Below are 20,438 nucleotides of genomic sequence, written 5' to 3'. Positions count from 1 at the left end.
TCAGTAAAGGGATGTAATTCAAGAACCAAGAATGAGGTCATCATGAACAATAAAAAAATGAAGTACCTATCGCTAGTAATGTCAGGTTCTTTCCTGATCGCTGCCCACACTCAGGCCGAAGACCAGTATCGTCAGGCGGCCGAACGCTGGGTTGATAACAACTTTCAGCGCTCCACGCTCAGCCGTGAAGAGCAGATTGCTGAACTTGAGTGGTTTATTCAGGCTGCCGAACCGTTCCGGGGCATGGAAATCAGTACCGTTGCAGAAGGGTTGACAACGCACGAATATGAATCGAGCGTGTTGGCCGAAGCCTTCACAGAAATCACCGGTATTGAAGTCACGCACAACATCATCGGCGAAGGTGACGTTGTCAACACCATGCAAACGCAGATGCAGTCCAACCGAAGCATTTATGATGGCTTCGTCAACGACTCGGATGCAATCGGCACGCACCTGCGCTACGGCAAGACCATCGCTATTTCAGATGCGATCGAGAATGAATGGAGCGATTTTACCAACCCGGGTTTGGACCTGGATGACTTTATCGGCATTCAGTACACCACTGGCCCGGACGGTAAAATTTACCAGTTGCCAACTCAGCAGTTTGCCAACCTGTACTGGTTCCGCGCCGACTGGTTCGAGCGCGACGACCTGAAGGCGGCATTTCGCGATGAATACGGTTACGACCTGGGCGTCCCTTTGAACTGGTCGGCCTATGAAGACATTGCCGAGTTCTTCACCGGTCGGGAGATCGACGGTCAAACGGTCTATGGTCACATGGATTATGGTCGTCGTGATCCGTCACTGGGCTGGCGCTTTCACGATTCCTGGTTCTCCATGGCCGGTATGGGCGACCCGGGTCTGCCGTTCGGTAACCCTGTCGATGACTGGGGTATTCGTGTAAATGAAGAGGGTAACCCGGTTGGTGCCAGTGTTACCCGCGGTGGTGCGACAAACTCGCCTGCGTCAGAATACGCGCTGCGCAAAATGGTTGACTGGTTGCGTGACTATGCACCGCCAGAAGCACAGGGCATGACCTTTGGCGAAGCAGGGCCGGTACCGGCGCAGGGCAATATCGCACAGCAAGCGTTCTGGTACACAGCCTTTACGGCAGACATGACGGATCCGTCTTTGCCGGTAACGGAAGACGACGGCACGCCGAAGTGGCGCATGGCGCCCTCGCCAGTCGGTCCGTACTGGGAAGAAGGCATGAAAGTCGGCTATCAGGACGTAGGTGCCTGGACCTTCTTTGATTCCACGCCAGAAGACCGTCGCACCGCTGCCTGGTTGTTTGCCCAGTTCACTGTGTCAAAAACGGTGTCGCTGGAAAAAACCATCCGCGGTCTGACACCCATTCGTCGCTCTGATATCAACTCCGATGAAATGACCGAGCTGGCTCCCAAGCTGGGCGGTCTGGTTGAGTTCTATCGCAGCCCGAATGAAAGCATGTGGACACCGTCTGGTACCAACGTACCTGATTATCCGCGGCTTGCTCCGCTGTGGTGGCAGAACCTGGCACCTGCGGTTAGTGGTGAGATTTCTGCTCAGGAAGCACTGGATAACCTGGCCGGTGCGATCGACAACACCATGAGCCGACTGGCCCGTGCCAATGTGTTTGAGCAGTATGCGCCGATCCTCAATGAAGAGCGTGATGCCCAGTATTGGCTCGATCAGCCGGGTGCACCCAAGCCTCGTCTGGACAACGAAAAGCCGCAGGGCCGTACCCAGCCATATGATGAAATGATGGCTGAGTGGATGGCTGCCGGTACGATGTAACGGACTGGGGTTTGCTCGCCGTATGAGCAAACCCCGGATTTAACATTGTCAGACAGATCAACTAGACACGAAAGCCAAGACAAATGAGGCGGCCGGACTATTCACCCGGCCGGGAGTTTCTGCCTGAAATCCCCGCCTCATTTGTACCCACGAGTGCTGAGTCCTTGGGCTGGTTTCCAGCCCCTTTTTCGATAACACCCACTGAAGGCTAATAGCCTGCGTTTACGTGATTTATTGCGCCGACAATGTGCGTTCAAATAATGACAGTACCCGAACGTCGTCAACCTCAATGGCCACCTTCACCAGAGGCCGGTTCTCCCAGCCTTCCGTTGGAAAGGTACGCCCTTCGGGGGCCATCATCGTCTGGCCGATGGCCAGACCATCGGTCGCCACACGAATGGCACCATGGCGGCAGCCGAACAGAGAGGGGTCCAGCACATAGGCGATGGTAGCGGCGTCGTGGAAATAACAGCCGTCGATGCCCATGGCTTCACGGTAAAAGTCGAAATAATGTTGTGCCGCCTTGTTCAAAAACCCGCCCTGTTCCGGATTTGCAGCTTCGATGCGCTCCAGTACCCCCGCTTTGAGCAGTACCTGATGGGTCACATCCAGGCCGATCATGGTGACTGGCCAGTCGGCTCCGAAAACGGCATCACCAGCGTGCGGGTCGTTGATCAGGTTGGCTTCAGCCACCGGACTGACGTTACCGGTTTCGTGCACAGCGCCACCCATTAACACGACTTCCTTTACCTTACCGGCTATGTCCGGATCCAGTTCCAGCGCCAGCGCCAGATTAGTCAGTGGACCCAGTGCAACCAGGGTGACTTCGCCCGGGTTGGCATTGACGGTGTCGACAATAAAATGCGGGGCGCTGCGTATATCACGTTCACAGGTCGCTTCCGGCCACCCTATGTTGCCAAAGCCGTCCTGCCCGTGCACGTAGTCGGCATGTTGGCGCGGTTCCATCATCAGCGGTGTGTCGGCCCCCTTGGCGACCGGGACGGGTTTGCCCGCCCACTGGCTCAACGTCAGTGCATTCAGGGTGGCACGCTCGGCACTGACATTGCCGAATACCGTGGTCAGACCCAGTACCTCGATCTCTGCAGCACCAAAGGCGAACAGGATGGCCATCGCATCGTCGATGCCCGGGTCTGTGTCGATGATGATTTTGTGCGTCATGCCGGGTCTCCGTCTGTGGGTTGGTGTGCTGTCTTGCTCATAAAGGCCCGGGTTTCTTCCAGCGTGGGGATGGAAGAGGACGCCCCAAGGCGGGTGACGCAGATCGCGGCAGCGGCCGACCCCAGCGCCATGGCCTGTGCCGGGCTATTGCCTGCAGCAAGCGCCGACAAGGCATAACCAATAAAGGTGTCACCGGCGGCCGTAGTATCGAGAGCCTCGACAGAGTGTGCGGCAACGCTGTCTCTGTTAGTCCGGTGCAAATACACCACACCCGCTTTGCCGAGCGTCAGCAGGGTATGCAATTGCGGGTAGGTGTTCACCAGTGCCTGTTCTGCATCGGCAACGGTCTGGGTTTCGGTCAGGTCCATCGCTTCAACTTCATTGACGATCAGCCAGTCGATCTGGCCAAGCAGTGGCCTGACCCGATCTACATCCATAGGGGCCGGATTGAAGGCAATGGTCAGCCTCTGTTGGCGCGCCTGGGTTATTGCTGCTTCGAGGCCATTGGTTTCATTCTGCATCAGCAACCAGTCGCCGCGTTGGCCGTTGGCCAGTGCCTGCGCCAGTTGCGCTTCCGTCAGCCGGTGGTTGGCACCCGGGTACAGAATGATGGCGTTTTCGGCGGCTTTGGTCAGCTGGATAATGGCATGGCCACTGGCCTCGGGCAGCAGAACCACCTGGTCGGTATTGACCCCGGCCTCCTGCAGCTGTGTCAGGGCCCAGTCATCCTGCTGTCCCAGCGCGCCAATGTGCCTTACGTCGGCGCCGGCGCGAGCCAGCGCAATGGACTGATTGGCACCCTTGCCCCCCAGTACGGTCTGGTAATCGGTTGAACCCAGGGTTTCTCCGGGGCGGACAAAGTGGTCGACCTGGTACAGATGATCGATATTAATGGAACCGAGGTTGTAAAGGGTCATATAGGCATTCCGGCCGAATGAAAAGGGAGAGTTGGGCACCACCGTGAATCAATAGTATGGCAGTGGTTTAGCTAGACTGTGAAGTTCGCTAAGATTAGATCATGAACAGTAAACCAATCGGTCAGGTTTTTAAACCACCAGGCTGACTACAGGAGTGTGTTATGGCCTACGATCCGAACAACATTTTCGCCAAAATGCTGCGCGACGAAATTCCCTGCATCAAGGTCTATGAAGACGACTACACACTGGCGTTTATGGATATCATGCCACAGACCGATGGCCATACCCTGGTGATTCCAAAAGAGCCTGCCGAGACCTTGATGGACTTGTCCGATGAAGCGGCAGCTCACTGGATACAGAGTACCAAGAAAGTCGCTGCTGCGGTTAAGGCAGGGCTCGAGGCACAGGGCGTGGTGTTGTTTCAGTTGAATGGCAAAGGGGCGGGGCAAACCGTTCCTCATGTTCACTGCCATGTTATCCCGGGCTCCATCGCTGACCTGCGCCAGCCTCACGCCACCAAAGAAGCCGATATGGAGCACTTGAAGTCGCTGGCTGAAAAGATCAGGGCGGCGCTGTAGCACCGTTTAAGGCTCAGGCCGGAACCGTCAGGGTTTCCGGCTCATCAGCCAGATTAGTCAGCCAATAGCGGCGGCGCACGCGCCAGTAGACGCCCGCCGCTTTGACGACTTCTTCGCTCAACACCAGAGCGTATACCCAGATAAAGGGCAGCTCCCAGATAAAGGCCGCTATCCAGGTTAATGGCAGGCCAATCAGCCAAAGCGCCACCATGTCCATGCCCAGACAAAACTTGCTGTCGCCGCCGGCGCGCAGAATGCCCTGAATGGCGGTCATGTTGAACACCTTGATCCAGAAACCCAGACACATGATGACCATGGCCCATTGTGTCTGGCGAAGGGTTTCACTGTCCTGGGTAGCCAGAGTTGCCAGTAGAACCGGTGAGCCGACCAGCAGTAATACTCCCACCATCAGTGAGCCCAGCGGTGCCATCCACATAAAGCGGTTGGCCAGCCATTGTGCTTCGTCGAACTGGCCGCGCCCGAGACGTTGGCCAATCATGATGCCGCAGGCGTTGACCAGGCCAAAGAACAGCGAGTGATACATGCCCTCAATGGGTGCCAGTAGGCTCATGACGGCCAGTGGTACGGTGCCCATGCGACCGGCGATCAGGGTGTAACCCAGCGAACCCAATGACCAGAGGGTAAAATTCAACACCAGAGGCCAGGCCAGGGTGAAAAACCGTCTGGGCAGGGTAGAGTGGCGCAGACCAGTAAAGGCGCTGACCGACAGATGCAGGGTTCGGGTGTGTTGAACGTCAACGGTCATCCAGCCGATCTGAAATAAGCGCGCCAGCACTGTCGCAACCGCCGCTCCGGTGACACCCAGGGCAGGCACGCCCAGCCCACCGTTAATAAACCAGTAATTCATGACGATGTTCAGCACGATGGCAACGATCGCGTACTTCAGCGGCCAGCCGGTGCGGCCGATGGCGCGCATTGCTGATTCATAAACGATGATGCCCTGGGTTGTGAATAAGGTCTGGCCGAGCAAAGCCATGTAGGGAGTGCCCAGTTGGATAACCGCAGGGTCCCGTGTTCCCAGGCGCACCAGAAACTCAGCGTTTAGAATCACCAGCAGGGTAAAGGGCAGCATGATCAGGGCGCCGACACACTGCGACAGCGCCAGCGTTTGCCGGACTTTTTCATGGCGACCGGCGCCAAAATACTGGGCACAGAGAATGCTGCACCCAGTCCCCAGCGCGGCCATGATCAGAATCAGTACGAAATTCAGCTTGGCCGCCAGACCGACGGCCGCTACCGCCTCACTGCCCAGATGCCCGACCATCAGCACGTCGGCCATGGCCAGTGCGGAAACCAGGGCTGACTGAAACGCGACCGGCAAGGCCAATGCAAAAACCTGTTGCCAGAATGCTCGATAGCTCATCGATGCTCCGTGTATACACCAACAGGTGCGTCAGGTTGATACTGTGAAAAAGAATGTTCCGATCGAGTAGGGGCTGTATAACAGCGTAAGAGGTTATTCAGGAATCGATGGAATAGGCTTGTATTGAGCTATATTCTAGGGCCAGGTAACCCTGGGGGCTATGTGCAGATGAATCAACTACCTGTGAATATGGATCATGAAGACTTTCAGGACATACTGATTCTCGGCCCCGAATGCCGGGAGCGCTTTCTGATTGCTGAAGAGATACCTGAGCTTAGAGACCATGACATGCATATGGGCGGGGTCAGTTGGCTGCGTGGGCATTATCACGTCGGACGAAAAGATCCCGACATTCATACCCTGCTGTTTACACTGGGCGGCGGCGGTCAGGTTCGGTTGCCGGGTCGATCAGAAATGATCACCCCTGGCAGCGTTACCCTGCTGCCCGCCCATCAACCTTTCCTGTTTGAACTGGGTGCCGCAGAACAGGAATGGCGAATGGCCTGGCTACTGCTGGACGACTCCGAGGTTTGGTCTGCCTTGCGGGGTCAACCGGCCGATGTGTTTCAACATGATCAGGTTTGGGCTATTTCACCGATGATGGACGCACTTTATCACCAGATTAGGACACCACGCCGACGCCGCATGGTCGGGCTGATCAGTGAGATGCTGACTGATTTGTTGCTCAGGGAATCGGGCTATAGCCGGCTAGAAATGACGGTGCGTCAATTGTATGCCCAGCTCGAAGACCAGTTGCATCACCCCTGGTCTCAGGCCCGACTGGCCGAACGGGTACATTGCTCGGTACCGCACCTTAACCGGGTATGCAAGAAGCTATATGGTCAGGGGCCCATGTCGCGCCTGGCCGATCTTCGGTTGCAGCGCGCCGGTGAACTGCTGGCCAGCAGTAACTGGCAAGTCAGTCAAATTGCTCAGCGGGTCGGCTATGCCGATGCTTTCAATTTCAGTCACTGGTTTCGTGGCCGAACGGGCATGTCGCCGACCCAGTTCAGGCGCTATTCGCGCCGCCGTTCGTCACAGTACGAGGCGTAGGTGTCACCGTACTAGAAAACCACTCTGGTTATTAATTAGTCAAAACGATGGCTGTTTTTTGTTCAGAATGGAATGACCTTCCTGCTTGATTCGCATGATTAATTTCCCGCTGTTTTTCAGGTTTTCTGGCGTTTTCAAGGCAATTATCAGCGCCAATAACATTCATTCAATGCACATTGATTGCCTGCTCGTATGTAAGACATTGCCGACAATTTTTGAGTATGACGAGTCAATCACAAAAAAAAAAATTGGTAAATATCACCGATTGACTTGAGTGGCCCGAAACCGTTTCATACACGCGCCGAATGCGAGCATGTCGTCGCGGCACACTGAACATGAAGTTCAGTAGCACGATCCAACCTCCGGAGTCCTGATCAGCTCCGCACAGGTTGCGAAGGGAACAGCTACAGACAGGGAAAGACAAGGACGATGCGTCTTTGATCTATTTTAAATCCTACGCCTGCGGGCGCAGAGATCCTCTATTTCCCTTTCTGTCTGTGACTCTCGATAGCGTATCGCGCTGAATTCGTATTGCGTGAAGGAATGCAATACGACACCTGAAAAGTCATAGGAGAAGGAAATGTCTGAAGGCATTTGGATTAAAAAGTCACTGGTTGCTGCGGTCGCGGCAGGTACTCTGGTTCTGGTTGGCTGTGGCGAAGATGATTCGAACAACAGCAACAGCTCCACCAGCAATGAATCGTCACAGTACGTCAGCGTCAACAACCCCCGCGGTTCCATCACTGGCCTGGTGACTGACACGAACGGTATGCCGATCGAAGGCGCAACCGTATACCTTGGCAATCAGTCTGTTGTGACCAACGCCGGCGGCCAATACTATTTCAGCGATGTGGCTGTCAGCCAGACAGTTCGCAACGACAACGATTCCTACGCCCAGGCACTGGCACTGACCATTGTCCCGCCGGCCCAGTACCTGAAAGCCAGCGTTACTGTTAAGCCGCAAGCGCAACTCTTCAATGGTTCTGAAGCCAATGCAGACACCAGCGAAGTCACCAACCCGGTAACCACCTTCATCGATGGCTTCAATGCCTCAGCCGGAACCGCGGTATTGCCTGAAAAAATGGCAACCGTTAAAGGTGTTCTGCGCAGCGCCGACAGTGGCGAAGCGCTGGCTCAGGTGAACCTGGCGCTGGACATGGTTTCTACCGCCTCTGGCGTCGACCAGGAGCAGCAACAGGATGGCGTAGTAACCAGCTACGGCATTGAATCTGTTACCACCACTACTTCGGCCAGCGGTGCGTTTGAATTCACCAACGTGCCTGCTGACGCCATTCTGAAGCTTGCAGCTGAAGGCTATACCGTCACTGCTCAAGCGGATACTTCAGATGAGTACACGCCCTACGAGCTGGGTAACGTAGAAGCCACTGAAGTACAGAGTGAAGATGAAATTTCACCCTGGGTGAAAGCCGTTGCCGAAGTGGTCGATCAGACTGCGGGTCGCGGTATGTTGAACGATGATGTGACTACTCAGTTCACCATCGAATTCAGCGAAACCATGGCTAACATCGATGTGTCTGGTAACTCTCTGCTGGTTCGTGACGTTGACGGTGGTGCCTACCTGCCGCACAGCGCCAGCCTGAACGGCAAAGTGCTGACGGTAACTCTGGATTCAGCTCTGGTCGCTGGTAATGAAATTGACGTGCTGCTGCTGCGTGACGACTTCCGCGATACTGCCATGCCATCCAACTCTGTTGGCACCACCATTGCGAACGGCGATAACTCGCCTGTTGGCTTTGATGAAGGCCTGACAACCAGTGTTGGTAGCAGCTATGTTCGTATCAAGCTGAAAGCCTACATTGAAGCAAACCAGAATGCCGAAGCCGTTGATCTGACCGATGCCCAGCAAGCTCAAGACGTAACCGGTTTCGGTTCTTTGCTGCAACTTCAACAAGACAACGATGCCTTCCTGGATGTTGATGACGAGCGCGACGGTATTCAGCAACTGAACACTGCAGACGACAACGATTCAAGCAATGTCGCCGATGCAGCAGAGCGTATGGAAGATCTGGCCAGTGCCATTGCGGCGACAGTTGGCTACATTGATGACACCAGCGTTGAAGCCAATGCTGCGGGTATCGAATTTGCCTCTACCGTTGCTGACTACTATGAAATGGACGTTATCGGCAGCAATGGCCTGTCCAAGTTTAACGGTCTGGTCAACAAGCGTCTGGTCGGTGCGACATTCGACGGTGGCGTTGCCAACCGTTTCGTATCCGATGTAGCCGAAGGTGAGGCAGTCTACCTGGTGGTTCAGGGCGTTGAGCCAGGTGACATCGTAACCATTACGCCGTTCGATCAGTTCGGTTACGAAGGCCAAACGGCTTCGCTGACCCTGGAAGACAACGTAGCACCGACCACCGTGCTGCAGAAGGCTTATGGTGTGAATGCTGACAACAACAACGGTTCTGTCTCGAGCCTGCAATACGGTAACGGTGGCGAACAGTCATCGACTCCGGATGTTGAGCCGGGTATTCCGTTCCTGAACATCACTCCGCGCATGTTGAGCGTGGTTGATGGCACCAGCGACGGTACCGAAGAGCTGGGCGTTGAAGGTCTGCTGACACTTAAGCCCTTGTTTGACCTGAACCTGGTTAACGACATCGCCGACAGCAACGACCGTGGTGAATACTTCATCGACGAGCTGGACTTCGACGCTGCTAACATCCCGGGCTCTACTCCTGGCATCTACGATGCTGTTGCTTACACTGCCTGGATCGGTGACGCCACTGCTCGCACCCGTTCTATTGGTGTCGCAATGTCTGAAAATGTTGAACTGACTGGAACGGACCCGGTTGTTGATACGCTGAACGCTGGCCTGAGCAACTTTGTTGCCAACAGCAACGTCAACATTGAAGACGATGGCGAATCAACAACGGCCGATCTGGTTCAATTCGACATCGACGATGTGGTGACTTTCGGTAACACCGATCACGGCTCCATCATCGACTTCCAGGCTTCCATTCAGGATGCAACCGGAAATGCCGGTTCAAGCAATGCCAAGGTTGTCGTTGGTGATGCACTGCCGCCGATGGTTGAAAGCGCCAGCTATGTAGGTAACGAACTGGTCATCAACTTCAACGAAGCGGTTGCTATCGATACCACGACTCAGATCGTTCTGGGTGGTCAGACCATCACCATGGATCTGGATACGGTTAACGCTTTCAATGCACAGGCTGATCAGTCTACCTTGCGTGTTTTGCCAAGCGCCTGGGGCGAAGACCTGAACCGCACTGCTATCTTCACACTGGCACAGTATGACGAAAGCGATGCAACCGCAGGGTCTTTCCCGTCGGATCTGTACCGTCACGCCCGTCTGGACTTCAGCGACGTGGAAGACGTGCTGGGCAACAGCTGGAATGATTTCTCGATCGGTAACGCCGCCGATGACAACGAGTTCTTCTTCCACCAGCCAGATTTCGCCGCGATTGATCAAACTGGTTTGTTCCGTGTAACCGGTGTCGACAACGGTACAACACTGAACTCTGACACCATCTCGGTTCAGTTCACGGGTACCCACCCAATCGACCTGTCTTCCTGGGACGGGAACAACGACGGCACCATTGCTCAGAATGAGTTCGAAGGCCGGTTCACCTTTACTGATGACAATGGTGGCACCGCAGACATTAATGCAGCTGACGATACTCACTCTCTGGTAGTCAGCAATGGCGGACGTACTCTGACCTTTACCTTCGTGTTGGGCGGTGACCCCGTTGAAGCTGGCGATAACCTGATCGTTGACGCTCCCTGGGAAAGCCAGTGGGACGCGTCCGAGACTTCGGCTCCTGCCAACTCAGACGTTGATTTCGAGTAATCCCTCTCGAAACCATCAGGTAGCTTCGGCTACCTGACTTTGAAGGCCCGAATCGTTTGATTCGGGCTTTTTTTTGTCTGCTATTTTTGAAACGTGGTTATCAGGCCAAAAAAAACCCGCCTCAGCGGGTTTGATTGAATAGCCTTTGCCCGTTAACCGACTTCTTTTGCCAGTATCTTGGCCGCCCATTCTTTGGGTCCTGTCTGGTGTACCGAGCTGCCTTGGGTATCCACAGCAACGGTTACCGGCATATCCACCACATCAAACTCGTAAATGGCTTCCATACCCAAGTCTTCAAAGGCGACGACTTTGGCCTCGCGAATGGCCTTGGATACCAGGTAGGCTGCTCCGCCCACGGCCATCAAGTAGGTTGCCTTGTGGCGGGCAATGGATTCAATCGCTACCGGGCCACGCTCTGCCTTGCCCACCATGCCGATCAGACCCGTGTGCTCCAGGACGGTGTCGGTGAACTTATCCATCCGGGTGGCTGTGGTCGGCCCCGCTGGACCCACCGCTTCATCACCCATGGGGTCAACCGGGCCAACGTAGTAGATCATCTTGTTGGTGAAGTCGACGGGCAGGGGTTCGCCCTTGCTGATCATATCGACCATGCGCTTGTGAGCGGCATCGCGGCCAGTGTACATCTTGCCGTTGAGCAACAGGGTTTCGCCGGGTTTCCAGTCGAGCATGTCAGTTTTGGTCAGGGTGTTCAGGTCGACACGGCGCGCCTTGGGGCCGGCATCCCAGACGATATCGGGCCAGTCTTCCAGCTTGGGCTCTTCGAGTTTGGCAATGCCGGAACCGTCCAACACGAAGTGAGTATGACGGGTGGCCGCGCAGTTGGGGATGATGGCGACGGGCTTGTTCGCCGCATGGGTCGGTGCGTCCATGACTTTGATGTCGAGTACCGTCGTCAGGCCACCGAGGCCCTGAGCGCCGATGCCCAGTTTGTTCACTTTTTCAAACAATTCAAGCCGCAGTTCCTCGCCCCGATTGCTGGCCCCCCGTTCCTGCAGTTCCTGAATGTTGATTGGTTCCATCAGGGATTCTTTGGCCATCAGCATGGCTTTCTCGGCGGTGCCGCCGATGCCGATGCCGAGCATACCCGGCGGGCACCAGCCAGCGCCCATTTCAGGAACCACTTTCAGTACCCAATCGACGATCGAATCCGAGGGGTTCAGCATGGCGAATTTGGATTTGGCTTCACTGCCACCCCCCTTGGCTGCTACCTGTACATCGACGGTATTGCCGGGCACCACTTGGGTGTGTATCACGGCCGGGGTGTTGTCTTTGGTGTTGGTGCGCTTGCCGTCCGGGTCGGCCAGTACGGAAGCACGCAGCACGTTGTCGGGGTGCAGATAAGCACGGCGAACGCCTTCGTTGACCATGTCTTCAACGCCCATGGTGGCGCCATCCCAGCGAACGTCCATCCCGATCTTCAAAAACACGGTCACGATGCCGGTGTCCTGACAAATAGGGCGGTGCCCCTCGGCACACATCCGGCTGTTGATCAGAATCTGGGCCATGGCATCTTTGGCGGCCTGGGATTCTTCGCGCTCGTAGGCCTGATGCACGGCCTGAATGAAGTCTTTCGGGTGATAGTAGGAAATGAACTGCAAGGCGTCTGCGACGCTCTGAATAAGATCGTCCTGCTTAATGACGGTCATGAAGGGCTCCTCTGCCGGTCTGCTCGGTGGCGCGAAGTGTACAACACTTTTCCAGGAATCGGTTCAGTTCAAAAGCATTAGCCGGTTGCTCAAGCGTGGTGGCAATGACTCGCATCGGATACCGGTGATGCCTCTGAGGGGTCGGCGTGAACCCTTCCATGGGGCCTAGACCGCAGCATCCATGCTGCGAACTTCCCCTCAGAGGCATCACCGGCACCCGCCGCTTTACTTGTGTCAGCCTCGACTTTAGCTATTTCGAGGTAGCCTGACCAACGGCACTTGCAAAATTCAAACGCTCGTTTAAATTGTAGGGTATCTGATACCAACAGGAGCTCCCATGAGCGAAATTATACAGCGGGTGCATAACGGCGTTCTGGAACTGACATTGAACCGCCCCGAGAAACGCAATGCGCTGACCGAGGCTATGTACATCGAGTTGAAGTCCATACTCGATGAAGCCAAGCACAACCCGGAAGCTCGGGTAGTATTGTTGTCGGGTCAGAAGTTCTGCTTTACGGCGGGCAACGATCTGAAAGACTTCATGGAACACCCAATGGAAGATGATGATGCCCCGGTGCTGCGCTTTCTGCGCACCATGGCTGATTTCCCCAAACCCATTGTTGCGGCGGTCAATGGGCCTGCCGTCGGTATTGGCACCACCTTGTTGCTGCATTGTGATCTGGTGTACAGCGGCGACAGTGCAGTGTTCCAGTTGCCGTTCGTCAGTTTGGGCCTGGTGCCGGAGTTTGCCTCTTCTTTTCTGCTGCCGTTAAAAGTAGGGCATGTCAAAGCGGCCGAGTGGCTGATGCTGGGCAAGAGCTTTGGTCCGCAGGAGGCGCTTGAAGCCGGGCTGGTCAACGCTGTTTTTGGCGATGAAAACTACCTTCAAGCCGCTCATCAGCAGGCGCAACTGCTGGCTGCGCAACCGCCCAAGGCGATTGAGCTGACCAAAAAGCTGATGAAGCAGCACTTTATGAGCATTACATTGAACACCATTGACGATGAAGCCCGCCACTTTCAGGCACAATTGAAGAGCGACGAGTTTCGCCAGGCCGTCAGTGCTTTTTTTGCCGCCAAGTCAGGCGCTGAATAAGCAGCGCCAGGTAGCGGCGGTCCCGCACCAGATAGCCAAACACCAGCCCCCAGAAGGCCCCTCCGATTCCGAATAGAGTGACATTGGCCACGGTGACCAGGAAGGTCACCAGGCTGGCTTCGCGTTCTTGCCCATCCTGCAAGGCGATGACCAGGCTGTTGGCAATGGTTGGCAGCAGCGCCAGGCCCGCCAGCGTCATGATGTAAGCACCCGGCAAGGCCCGGAATAACCCGATAACCGAAGCAGCCAGCAAACCCAGTATGGCGTAGGTAACGCCAGCCGATACCGCAGCGGTGTAGCGTTTTTTGGGGTCCGGGTGGGCATCTGACGTCATGCAGATGGCGGCGGTGATGGCGGCCAGGTTCAAGGCAAATGCGCCGAAAGGCGCCAGTCCCAGAGTTGTCAGCCCGGTCCATTTTAATACCGACGAGGTGGGGGAGTGGTAGCCGGCAGCGGTCAGCGTCGCGATGCCGGGCAGGTTTTGCGAAGCCATGGTGACGATAAACAGCGGCAGGGTCAGGCTGAAGGCGGCTTGCCAGGTGAATTCTGGCCACTGCAGCACGGGTTTGGTCCACGACCAGGCCCAGGCATTGTCGGCGACCTGATTCAACGCCAGTGCCAGCATCAAACCAACCAGCGCTACCAGCAATACCGCGTAGCGCGGGATCCACAGCCGTGCCAGAAAATACACGATTGCCATGGTTCCGGCCAAAACCGGTGCCTCGGTCAGAGAGGACGCGGCATTCAGGCCAAAAGGAAACAGCACGCCAGCCAGCATGGCACTGGCCAGTGCCGGGCTCAGCTTTTGAGTCAGTTTTTCGGCCTGTCCGGTAAAACCGGCCAGCGTTATTAAAGCGCCGGTCAGAATAAAAGCACCGATCGCCTCAGCCAGTGAAAAACCCGAGAGACTGACAATTAATACAGCGGCGCCCGGCGTTGACCAGGCGGTTACCAGCGGCAGCCGGTGCTGCAGTGACAAGCCCACCGAGGTGATACCCATGCCAAGCCCCAGCGCCCATAGCCAGGAGCTGGCCTGGGTGGGGGTGGTACCCGCTGCTTCAGCGGCCTGAAAGATCAGTACGGCTGAGCTGCTGAAACCAACGAGTACAGCAACAACCCCCGCACTGACGCTGCTGAGTGACAGATCCTGCCAGAATTGACGCCAAAGCGGGGTGCGCATGACCAGTTCTCCTGTGGTTTTACGGCTGTGCGTTATAACGTACAATGCGCGCAGACTAACAGTGTGCGCTATAGCGCACAAGCCTTTGTTGATCAGGAGAAGTCACCATGTCGGACATTCAGCAACAGTTTGCCGCCAGGCTGAAAACACTGCGCGCCCAGCGGCGCTGGAGTCTGGATAGGGCCGCGACGGAAACCGGGGTCAGCAAGGCAATGCTGGGGCAGATCGAGCGGGGGGAGTCCAGCCCAACGCTGACCACACTCTGGCGTTTGGCCAAGGGTTATGAAGTTGGCTTTTCAACCTTGATAGAGCCTGTCGAGACGGGGCTGAGAAAAGACGAGGCCGTTGTTGATTCGGTGCCGCGGGTAACGCCGGAAGACAGCGCATTGGCGGTAAAAACGATGCTGCCTTTTGCTGCCGAACTGCATACCGAGTTGCTGGACGTCGAGATTGAGCCCGGCGGGCTGCGCGAGTCCGACGCTCACCGGGCCGGCGTTATCGAGTGTATTCTTGTCCAGTCTGGTGCGCTGTCGGTTTTCAGTGACGATCAGTGGCACCGACTTCGAACGGGCGAAGCTCATCGCTTTCGGGCCGATCAGTCACATGCTTACCGCAATGACTCTGCGGACAAACCTGCCCGGTTTTTGAATGTGATTGTTTATCCCTGAGGTCGGTTTCAGAACAACCCTAGCTGCGGCCCGTCATCAGACGGGAGGTCATTGTCTTCATTATTAGTGACTTCAGCGGGTGCCTGGTCAGGCGCTTTTTTATCTGTTTTTTTGGTTGCTTCAGGCACTGGTGCGGTCGGGCCTTGTATCCAGTGCTCGTCCAGTTGTTGCAGCCAGGTTAGCACTTCCGGCAAGTCGTCCCGGTTAGGGTGTTCTGTCATCAATTGTTCTGTTGCCGCTATGGCGTCATTAAGTGTCAGGGTGCTGCCCCAGTCCGGGTCAGTCAGATGGGTGCGTACCTGGTCGTGCCAGTGTGATTGTTCAGCGGCGCTGAGGCTGTCGGGAAAATGCCGGGCGCGGGCCAGAAACACCAGGGCTTGCTGGCGGTCGTCCTGAAGGCCATCGGCCAGGCCTGGCCAGGTCTCGGGGTGGCGGTCATTGCGCCGAATCTGATTCAGAATGCCGCGATCGTGATCACCGATGAACCCCTGGTAAAGCGCCTGCTGAGGGTCGTCCGGGGCAGGGCGGTCGGTGGTTTTGAACACGTCGCGCGCCAGCGATACCAGGTCATGCCAGCGATCCAGGATGGCCAGGTGCTGCGCAATGCGGGCCGGGTCAATCGCGAACCGCTCGCAGGTGGCTTCGTCCAGAATGCGATAAGGGGCGATCATCGGGCAGCGGTTTAAATGCAGTGTTCTCAAGGGTGGCCTGGCAATGCCCTCAGGTAATGAGTCGGTGGGGGTATATAGCCAGTCGCGAACCTCATCGGCATTGTGATCCAGTAGCCAACTTGGGTCCTGCATCAAATCGAGCACGATGATTTCGTTGCGCCGATCCGGGTGCTCCATTAGAGGCACCTCGACTGTCAGACAGCCTTGCCGGGCTGGAATCTTGCCACTGACGTGCAACATGGGCTGGCGTGATTCCAGTGGCAACTGCCGGCGCACTTCATGTTTGAACCGCAAAGACAGGGCGTAGTCGAACAACTTTGGCTGGCGGTCTCGAATCAGTCGTGCCAGGGCTATGGTGGCCAACACGTCGCTGACGGCGTCGTGCGCTTTTGCGTGTTCTATGCCATTGGCGGCCGTTAGCTGTTCTAGCTTGAACGAGGGGTCGCCATTGTCATGCCTGGGCCATTCGATGCCCTCCGGGCGCAGCGCATACGTCAGGCGTACTACGTCGAGCAGGTCCCAGCGGCTGTTCTGGTTACGCCATTCACGACTGTAGGGGTCGAGCAGGTTGCGGTAAAACAGGAACCGGGTGAATTCGTCATCAAAGCGCAGGCTGTTGTAGCCCACGGTGCAGGTACCGGGCTCTGACATGATGGCGTTGATGCGACTGGCCAGTTCCCATTCGGTCAACCCTTCCTGTTCACACTGGCCGGGCGTGAGGCCGGTTATCATCACCGCTGACGGGTCGATGACCGCATCGGGTAATGGCTTGCATTTCCAGTCCATCGGCTCACCGATGATGTTCAGGTCGGCATCGGTGATCACGGCGGCAAACTGGGCAATGCCATCCCGGGCCGGGTGAATGCCCCAGGTTTCATAGTCGTACCAGAGAAATTGCCGGGGCGCTGTTGAAGAGGGTTTGGGCATGGGTTCCGGTGTCCTGTCGGTGCAGTAGTGCTCGCTCCTGCATGGGTTTACACTGTAGCAACAGCCCGCACAAACAGGCTGGCTGCGGTGATCCGCAAGGGCGCCTAACCTCGGCGCCAATTTCGTACAGCCTATCATTGATGGGCGTTTCCGGCACGGTGAACACGCGTTCCCGGCCTGGCTCAATGGCAATCAGGGAGATCGTTACATGGTGCTCAGCAAATTTTTTGGCAAAAAGTCCAAACCCGCAAAACCCACTGCGAAATCACCCGGAAATACCCGAACAGAATCTGTCAAGCCCGGTGTAGATCAGTGGCTGATTCAGGTTCGGGCGGTCGACCCGAAACAGCGCAGGGAGGCCATGGCTGAACTGGCCAGGGGCCTGGATGAGGGCAAACTGACAGCGGAGCAACGTCTACAGTTACCCGCGGCCGAACAACTGGCGCTGAACCTGCATGCGAATACACCGGTGTCGGATGTCAGTGATGCTCTCTGCGTCGAGGTTGCTCGCCACGGTTTCTCGGCACGGGTTCGAACGGCGGCCGCGGGGCTGGTCAGTGATATCGATGCACTGGAACAGCTGCTGAAACATGCCAAAGGCAGCGACAAAACCGTGTATCGGCTGGTAAAAACCCGACTGGATGACCATAAACACGAGCAACAAGCGCTGCAATCCAGAGTCGATCACACCCGCCGACTGGTTGAGCAACTCGAGCGTCATGCCAAAGCCCCGGTCGATCCTCTGTACAGCGGCAAGTTGCGCGCGCTTGTGGACCAGTGGTCTGCCAATAGCCTCTATGCCGACGAGGTACTGACTGAGCGCTGGCATCAGGCCATCAGCGACGCTCAGGCCCGGATTCCGGTGGAGTCTGACATCGCCAGTTCCGAACCGGAAGCGGACACCGCCTTACCGGTCACGGAGCCTGGCGGTGCGGGTTCAGAGGGTGTTAGCTTTGCGGAAGCGAATGACGACGCGACCCCGGATGTCGAAAGCACCGAGAAAGACCCGCGTCGCACCCAATTAATTCAAGACCTGTGGCATGACCTGAAAGACCGGCTCGATCAGGCAGACCCTGACCAGGCACAGGTACGCGATGCCTTGCTGTATCTGACAGAGCAACAACATCAGTGGCGCCAGACCGAGCAGTCGCAACGCGCCAGTCGCGAAGAGGAACGAGCCTTTCATCAGCTCTGCACCACCTATGAAACGTCGTTGAACGCACTGGTTCTGCTGATTGAGCGTTACGGTCCGCTGGCTGACCTGTTGCCTGCCATTGAAGCCGATCCGGCTGGTCATGATGCTGCTGCCCACGCGTTGGATGAATGGCTGCACAGTCTGGATTGGCCGGAAGGTGAACCGGAACCTGCCCTGAAAGGCAGGGTTGAACAGGTGGTTCGAGTCCATCACGACCAACTGGCTGAGCACAGAAAACAGAGCATCCAGGCCGTTCGTCAGGCACGCGGACTGATCCGCCGTTGCCAGGGGGCGATCAACGATGGCCACCTGAAACGTGCTTCGGGTCTGTTGCAAGGCATACGCGATGCCGTAGTGGATCTGAAACCTGAAGAACACCATGGGCTCTTTCGCCAGTTTGAAGAGACTGAACAAGCAGTCGAGAAATTGCGCGACTGGCAAAGTTTTGCGGTACTGCCCAAAAAAGAAGCCCTGATCGAACGCATGCGTCACTTGCTCGACCAGTCGTTACCGCCAGAAGACCGCGCCCGGCAAATCCGCGACATGCAAGATGAATGGCGCATGCTGAGCCGGGGCCTGCAGAACCAGCATCAGGCGCTGTGGGAGACCTTTCACGATCTGGCACAACAGGCCTATGAACCCTGCAAGGCGTTTTTTGAAGAGCAGGGCAAGCTGCGTTCATTAAACTTGCGTCAGCGCCAGGCGCTGGCCGACCAATTGGGTCAGTATGAGCAGTTGATCGACAGCAAGGGCCTGGATCTGAAAGAGTTGGACCGGGTGCTGACACTGGCCCGGAACGATTGGCGCCGGTTCTCACCGGTAGACCGGGCGGCCAACAAGGCGGTGCAAGCCCAGTTCGACGCCGTGTTTCAACGCTTGCGTGATCGGTTACAAGGCGAGCAGCAGGTTTTCCGTGAGGCCAAGCTGGCCATCATCGAGCAGGCGCAAGCCTTGCTGGATGAGCCCGATTCGCGCCAGGCTACCGAAAAAGCCAAGCAACTGCAGCGCGACTGGCAGCAGGCCGGGCATTTGGCCCGGCGCGACGAACAGGCGTTGTGGAAGTCGTTCCGGGCGATATGCGATGAGCTCTTTGCCCGTCGCGAAGCAGCGGCAGATGCATTTAAAGCAGACCTGAACGCCCATAAGGCCCAGGCCGACGAGATATTGGCGGGTATGGAAGCCATTCTGGCTGACGCTGACCCGCTGGCCTCCAAAGCCCGGTTTGATGACCTTAAAGACCAGTACAATGCGCTGGGTACGTTGCCTAAAGCCGATTATAAAAAACTGCAGGATCGGCTTGACCGCCTGAACCGGGACTTCCAAGCCCGGTGTAACGCTTTCAAGGTTCAACAGCAGGATCAGCACTGGCAGGCCCTGTTTGACTGGAATCGGCAGGCCCGGTTTGATTGTGATTCAGCGGAAGCGGCGACGACGGAGTGGCAAGCTTTGAGCAAGATACCGGCACCGGCTAGCGGTTTGCTGTCGTCGCTGCCGAATTGGCAGTCGCCAGAAGCCGACAATGATGCCTTGCGCCGTAAGACCGTTGAGCTGGAAGTCCTGACTCGGGCAGAAACACCAGAGGCCGACAAAGCTTTGCGCATGGAATTGCAGGTACAGCGTCTGACGGATGGTTTGGGCCAGCAAGTGGATCAGAATGACATTGACCAGGCCGTTGTCGCGTGGCTCGCCACTCCAGCGAGCAATGAAGCCGAATTCGATGCACTGATGAGTCGGATGAAGCAGGCCCGACAAACCTGGATGACGTCGGACTGATTGAAAAAACTGAAAAAAATCATAAAGTTAGTTGACAGCTACCGGGGTCATCATTAATATGCGTCCCCGTTGAGAGGCGATGACCAAACGGTCAGCAAAGCACAGCATCCGAACCAGAAACGGGTGATGGTTTCTGAAAATACTCGATCAGAAGCACTCTCTAAACAGGTTATTGCGGGGTGGAGCAGTCTGGTAGCTCGTCGGGCTCATAACCCGAAGGTCGTAGGTTCAAATCCTGCCCCCGCTACCAAACAAAAAAGCCCGAACAGCAATGTTCGGGCTTTTTTAATGCCTGGTTAACAGTGGTACCAGATTAGCTCGTCAGGCTCATAACCCGAAGGTCGTAGCCGGAGCGCCGGCCGGTTAAATCCCGCCCCCGCTACCAAACAAAAAAGCCCGAACAGCAATGTTCGGGCTTTTTTGTTTGGGTATGAAATGGGCAGGGTCTACCGGGCTTGAAAGCCGTAATACCCTACAGATGTCGGGTGAGCGCTTGGGTCATCAAGCATTACAATGTGCGCGTTTTTGACACCAGGGGCGCAGAA

13 protein-coding genes and 1 tRNA gene are annotated in these 20,438 nt (G+C 56.3%); 8 read left to right on the top strand and 6 right to left on the bottom strand.

The window, feature by feature from the left end:
• Nucleotides 1–42: 42 nt before the first annotated feature.
• Nucleotides 43–1,776, top strand: coding sequence for an ABC transporter substrate-binding protein (locus tag EP166_RS05350; RefSeq protein WP_127555744.1), 1,734 nt, complete (start codon nucleotides 43–45; stop codon nucleotides 1,774–1,776).
• Nucleotides 1,777–2,007: 231 nt separating this feature from the next.
• On the opposite strand, the gene EP166_RS05345 is transcribed toward EP166_RS05350, so the two are convergent.
• Nucleotides 2,008–2,955: a nucleoside hydrolase gene (locus EP166_RS05345; protein WP_127555743.1), complete on the bottom strand. Its 948-nt coding sequence runs from the start codon at nucleotides 2,953–2,955 to the stop codon at nucleotides 2,008–2,010.
• On the bottom strand, nucleotides 2,952–3,872 hold the full coding sequence (locus EP166_RS05340; protein ID WP_127555742.1) for a ribokinase: 921 nt from the start codon (nucleotides 3,870–3,872) through the stop codon (nucleotides 2,952–2,954). Before EP166_RS05340 ends, EP166_RS05345 begins: the two co-directional genes overlap by 4 nt.
• A 161-nt stretch (nucleotides 3,873–4,033) precedes the next feature.
• Between EP166_RS05340 and EP166_RS05335 the strand changes: the two genes are divergently transcribed.
• Nucleotides 4,034–4,450, top strand: coding sequence for an HIT family protein (locus EP166_RS05335; protein WP_127555741.1), 417 nt, complete (start codon nucleotides 4,034–4,036; stop codon nucleotides 4,448–4,450).
• A gap of 13 nt (nucleotides 4,451–4,463) precedes the next feature.
• Here the strand turns inward: EP166_RS05335 and EP166_RS05330 are convergent, their stop codons facing one another.
• Nucleotides 4,464–5,834: an MATE family efflux transporter gene (locus tag EP166_RS05330; RefSeq protein ID WP_127555740.1), complete on the bottom strand. Its 1,371-nt coding sequence runs from the start codon at nucleotides 5,832–5,834 to the stop codon at nucleotides 4,464–4,466.
• A 168-nt stretch (nucleotides 5,835–6,002) separates the two neighbouring features.
• Between EP166_RS05330 and EP166_RS05325 the strand changes: the two genes are divergently transcribed.
• Together EP166_RS05325 and EP166_RS05320 are read left to right on the top strand one after the other, a co-directional pair.
• A complete protein-coding gene (locus tag EP166_RS05325) occupies nucleotides 6,003–6,887 on the top strand; it encodes a helix-turn-helix transcriptional regulator (protein ID WP_127555739.1) in 885 nt (294 codons plus the stop codon).
• Between the two features lie 580 nt (nucleotides 6,888–7,467).
• Entirely contained in the window at nucleotides 7,468–10,719 is a 3,252-nt protein-coding gene (locus tag EP166_RS05320; RefSeq protein ID WP_127555738.1) for a carboxypeptidase-like regulatory domain-containing protein, read from the top strand.
• A 152-nt stretch (nucleotides 10,720–10,871) separates the two neighbouring features.
• Here EP166_RS05320 and EP166_RS05315 read toward each other — a convergent pair whose 3' ends face one another.
• Entirely contained in the window at nucleotides 10,872–12,386 is a 1,515-nt protein-coding gene (locus EP166_RS05315) for a fumarate hydratase (RefSeq protein WP_127555737.1), read from the bottom strand.
• A gap of 337 nt (nucleotides 12,387–12,723) precedes the next feature.
• Between EP166_RS05315 and EP166_RS05310 the strand changes: the two genes are divergently transcribed.
• Entirely contained in the window at nucleotides 12,724–13,479 is a 756-nt protein-coding gene (locus EP166_RS05310) for an enoyl-CoA hydratase (RefSeq protein ID WP_127555736.1), read from the top strand.
• Here EP166_RS05310 and EP166_RS05305 read toward each other — a convergent pair.
• Entirely contained in the window at nucleotides 13,442–14,659 is a 1,218-nt protein-coding gene (locus EP166_RS05305) for a benzoate/H(+) symporter BenE family transporter (RefSeq protein WP_127555735.1), read from the bottom strand. The two genes, EP166_RS05310 and EP166_RS05305, sit on opposite strands and share 38 nt — an antisense overlap.
• Nucleotides 14,660–14,766: 107 nt before the next feature.
• Between EP166_RS05305 and EP166_RS05300 the strand changes: the two genes are divergently transcribed.
• Nucleotides 14,767–15,327 carry a helix-turn-helix domain-containing protein gene (locus EP166_RS05300; protein ID WP_127555734.1) on the top strand — a complete coding sequence of 187 codons (561 nt, stop codon included), beginning with the start codon at nucleotides 14,767–14,769 and terminating at the stop codon, nucleotides 15,325–15,327.
• Between the two features lie 8 nt (nucleotides 15,328–15,335).
• Here EP166_RS05300 and sbcB read toward each other — a convergent pair whose 3' ends face one another.
• Nucleotides 15,336–16,925, bottom strand: a complete 1,590-nt coding sequence (gene sbcB / locus EP166_RS05295) for an exodeoxyribonuclease I (protein ID WP_164743827.1) — start codon at nucleotides 16,923–16,925, stop codon at nucleotides 15,336–15,338.
• Nucleotides 16,926–17,133: 208 nt separating this feature from the next.
• Here sbcB and EP166_RS05290 point away from each other — a divergent pair, with 208 nt between their 5' ends.
• Entirely contained in the window at nucleotides 17,134–19,893 is a 2,760-nt protein-coding gene (locus EP166_RS05290; protein ID WP_127555732.1) for a DUF349 domain-containing protein, read from the top strand.
• 173 nt (nucleotides 19,894–20,066) lie between these two features.
• Nucleotides 20,067–20,143, top strand: a tRNA-Met gene (locus tag EP166_RS05285).
• Nucleotides 20,144–20,438: the final 295 nt, after the last annotated feature.

Source organism: Saccharospirillum alexandrii, assembly GCF_004000275.1.
In the GTDB taxonomy this organism is placed as follows: Bacteria; Pseudomonadota; Gammaproteobacteria; order Pseudomonadales; family Natronospirillaceae; genus Saccharospirillum; species Saccharospirillum alexandrii.
Note: the sequence above shows the minus strand (reverse complement) of the source record. Positions and strands in the feature narration are given on the sequence as shown.

Excerpts from the sequence above, each read along its gene's own strand:
- EP166_RS05300 (WP_127555734.1), top strand. The coding sequence starts at position 14,767 with ATGTCGGACATTCAGCAACAGTTTGCCGCCAGGCTGAAAACACTGCGC.
- EP166_RS05290 (WP_127555732.1), top strand. The coding sequence starts at position 17,134 with ATGGTGCTCAGCAAATTTTTTGGCAAAAAGTCCAAACCCGCAAAACCC.
- EP166_RS05325 (WP_127555739.1), top strand. The coding sequence starts at position 6,003 with ATGAATCAACTACCTGTGAATATGGATCATGAAGACTTTCAGGACATA.
- EP166_RS05310 (WP_127555736.1), top strand. The coding sequence starts at position 12,724 with ATGAGCGAAATTATACAGCGGGTGCATAACGGCGTTCTGGAACTGACA.
- sbcB (WP_164743827.1), bottom strand. The coding sequence starts at position 16,925 with ATGCCCAAACCCTCTTCAACAGCGCCCCGGCAATTTCTCTGGTACGAC.
- EP166_RS05320 (WP_127555738.1), top strand. The coding sequence starts at position 7,468 with ATGTCTGAAGGCATTTGGATTAAAAAGTCACTGGTTGCTGCGGTCGCG.
- EP166_RS05305 (WP_127555735.1), bottom strand. The coding sequence starts at position 14,659 with ATGCGCACCCCGCTTTGGCGTCAATTCTGGCAGGATCTGTCACTCAGC.
- EP166_RS05330 (WP_127555740.1), bottom strand. The coding sequence starts at position 5,834 with ATGAGCTATCGAGCATTCTGGCAACAGGTTTTTGCATTGGCCTTGCCG.
- EP166_RS05340 (WP_127555742.1), bottom strand. The coding sequence starts at position 3,872 with ATGACCCTTTACAACCTCGGTTCCATTAATATCGATCATCTGTACCAG.
- EP166_RS05315 (WP_127555737.1), bottom strand. The coding sequence starts at position 12,386 with ATGACCGTCATTAAGCAGGACGATCTTATTCAGAGCGTCGCAGACGCC.
- EP166_RS05345 (WP_127555743.1), bottom strand. The coding sequence starts at position 2,955 with ATGACGCACAAAATCATCATCGACACAGACCCGGGCATCGACGATGCG.
- EP166_RS05335 (WP_127555741.1), top strand. The coding sequence starts at position 4,034 with ATGGCCTACGATCCGAACAACATTTTCGCCAAAATGCTGCGCGACGAA.
- EP166_RS05350 (WP_127555744.1), top strand. The coding sequence starts at position 43 with ATGAACAATAAAAAAATGAAGTACCTATCGCTAGTAATGTCAGGTTCT.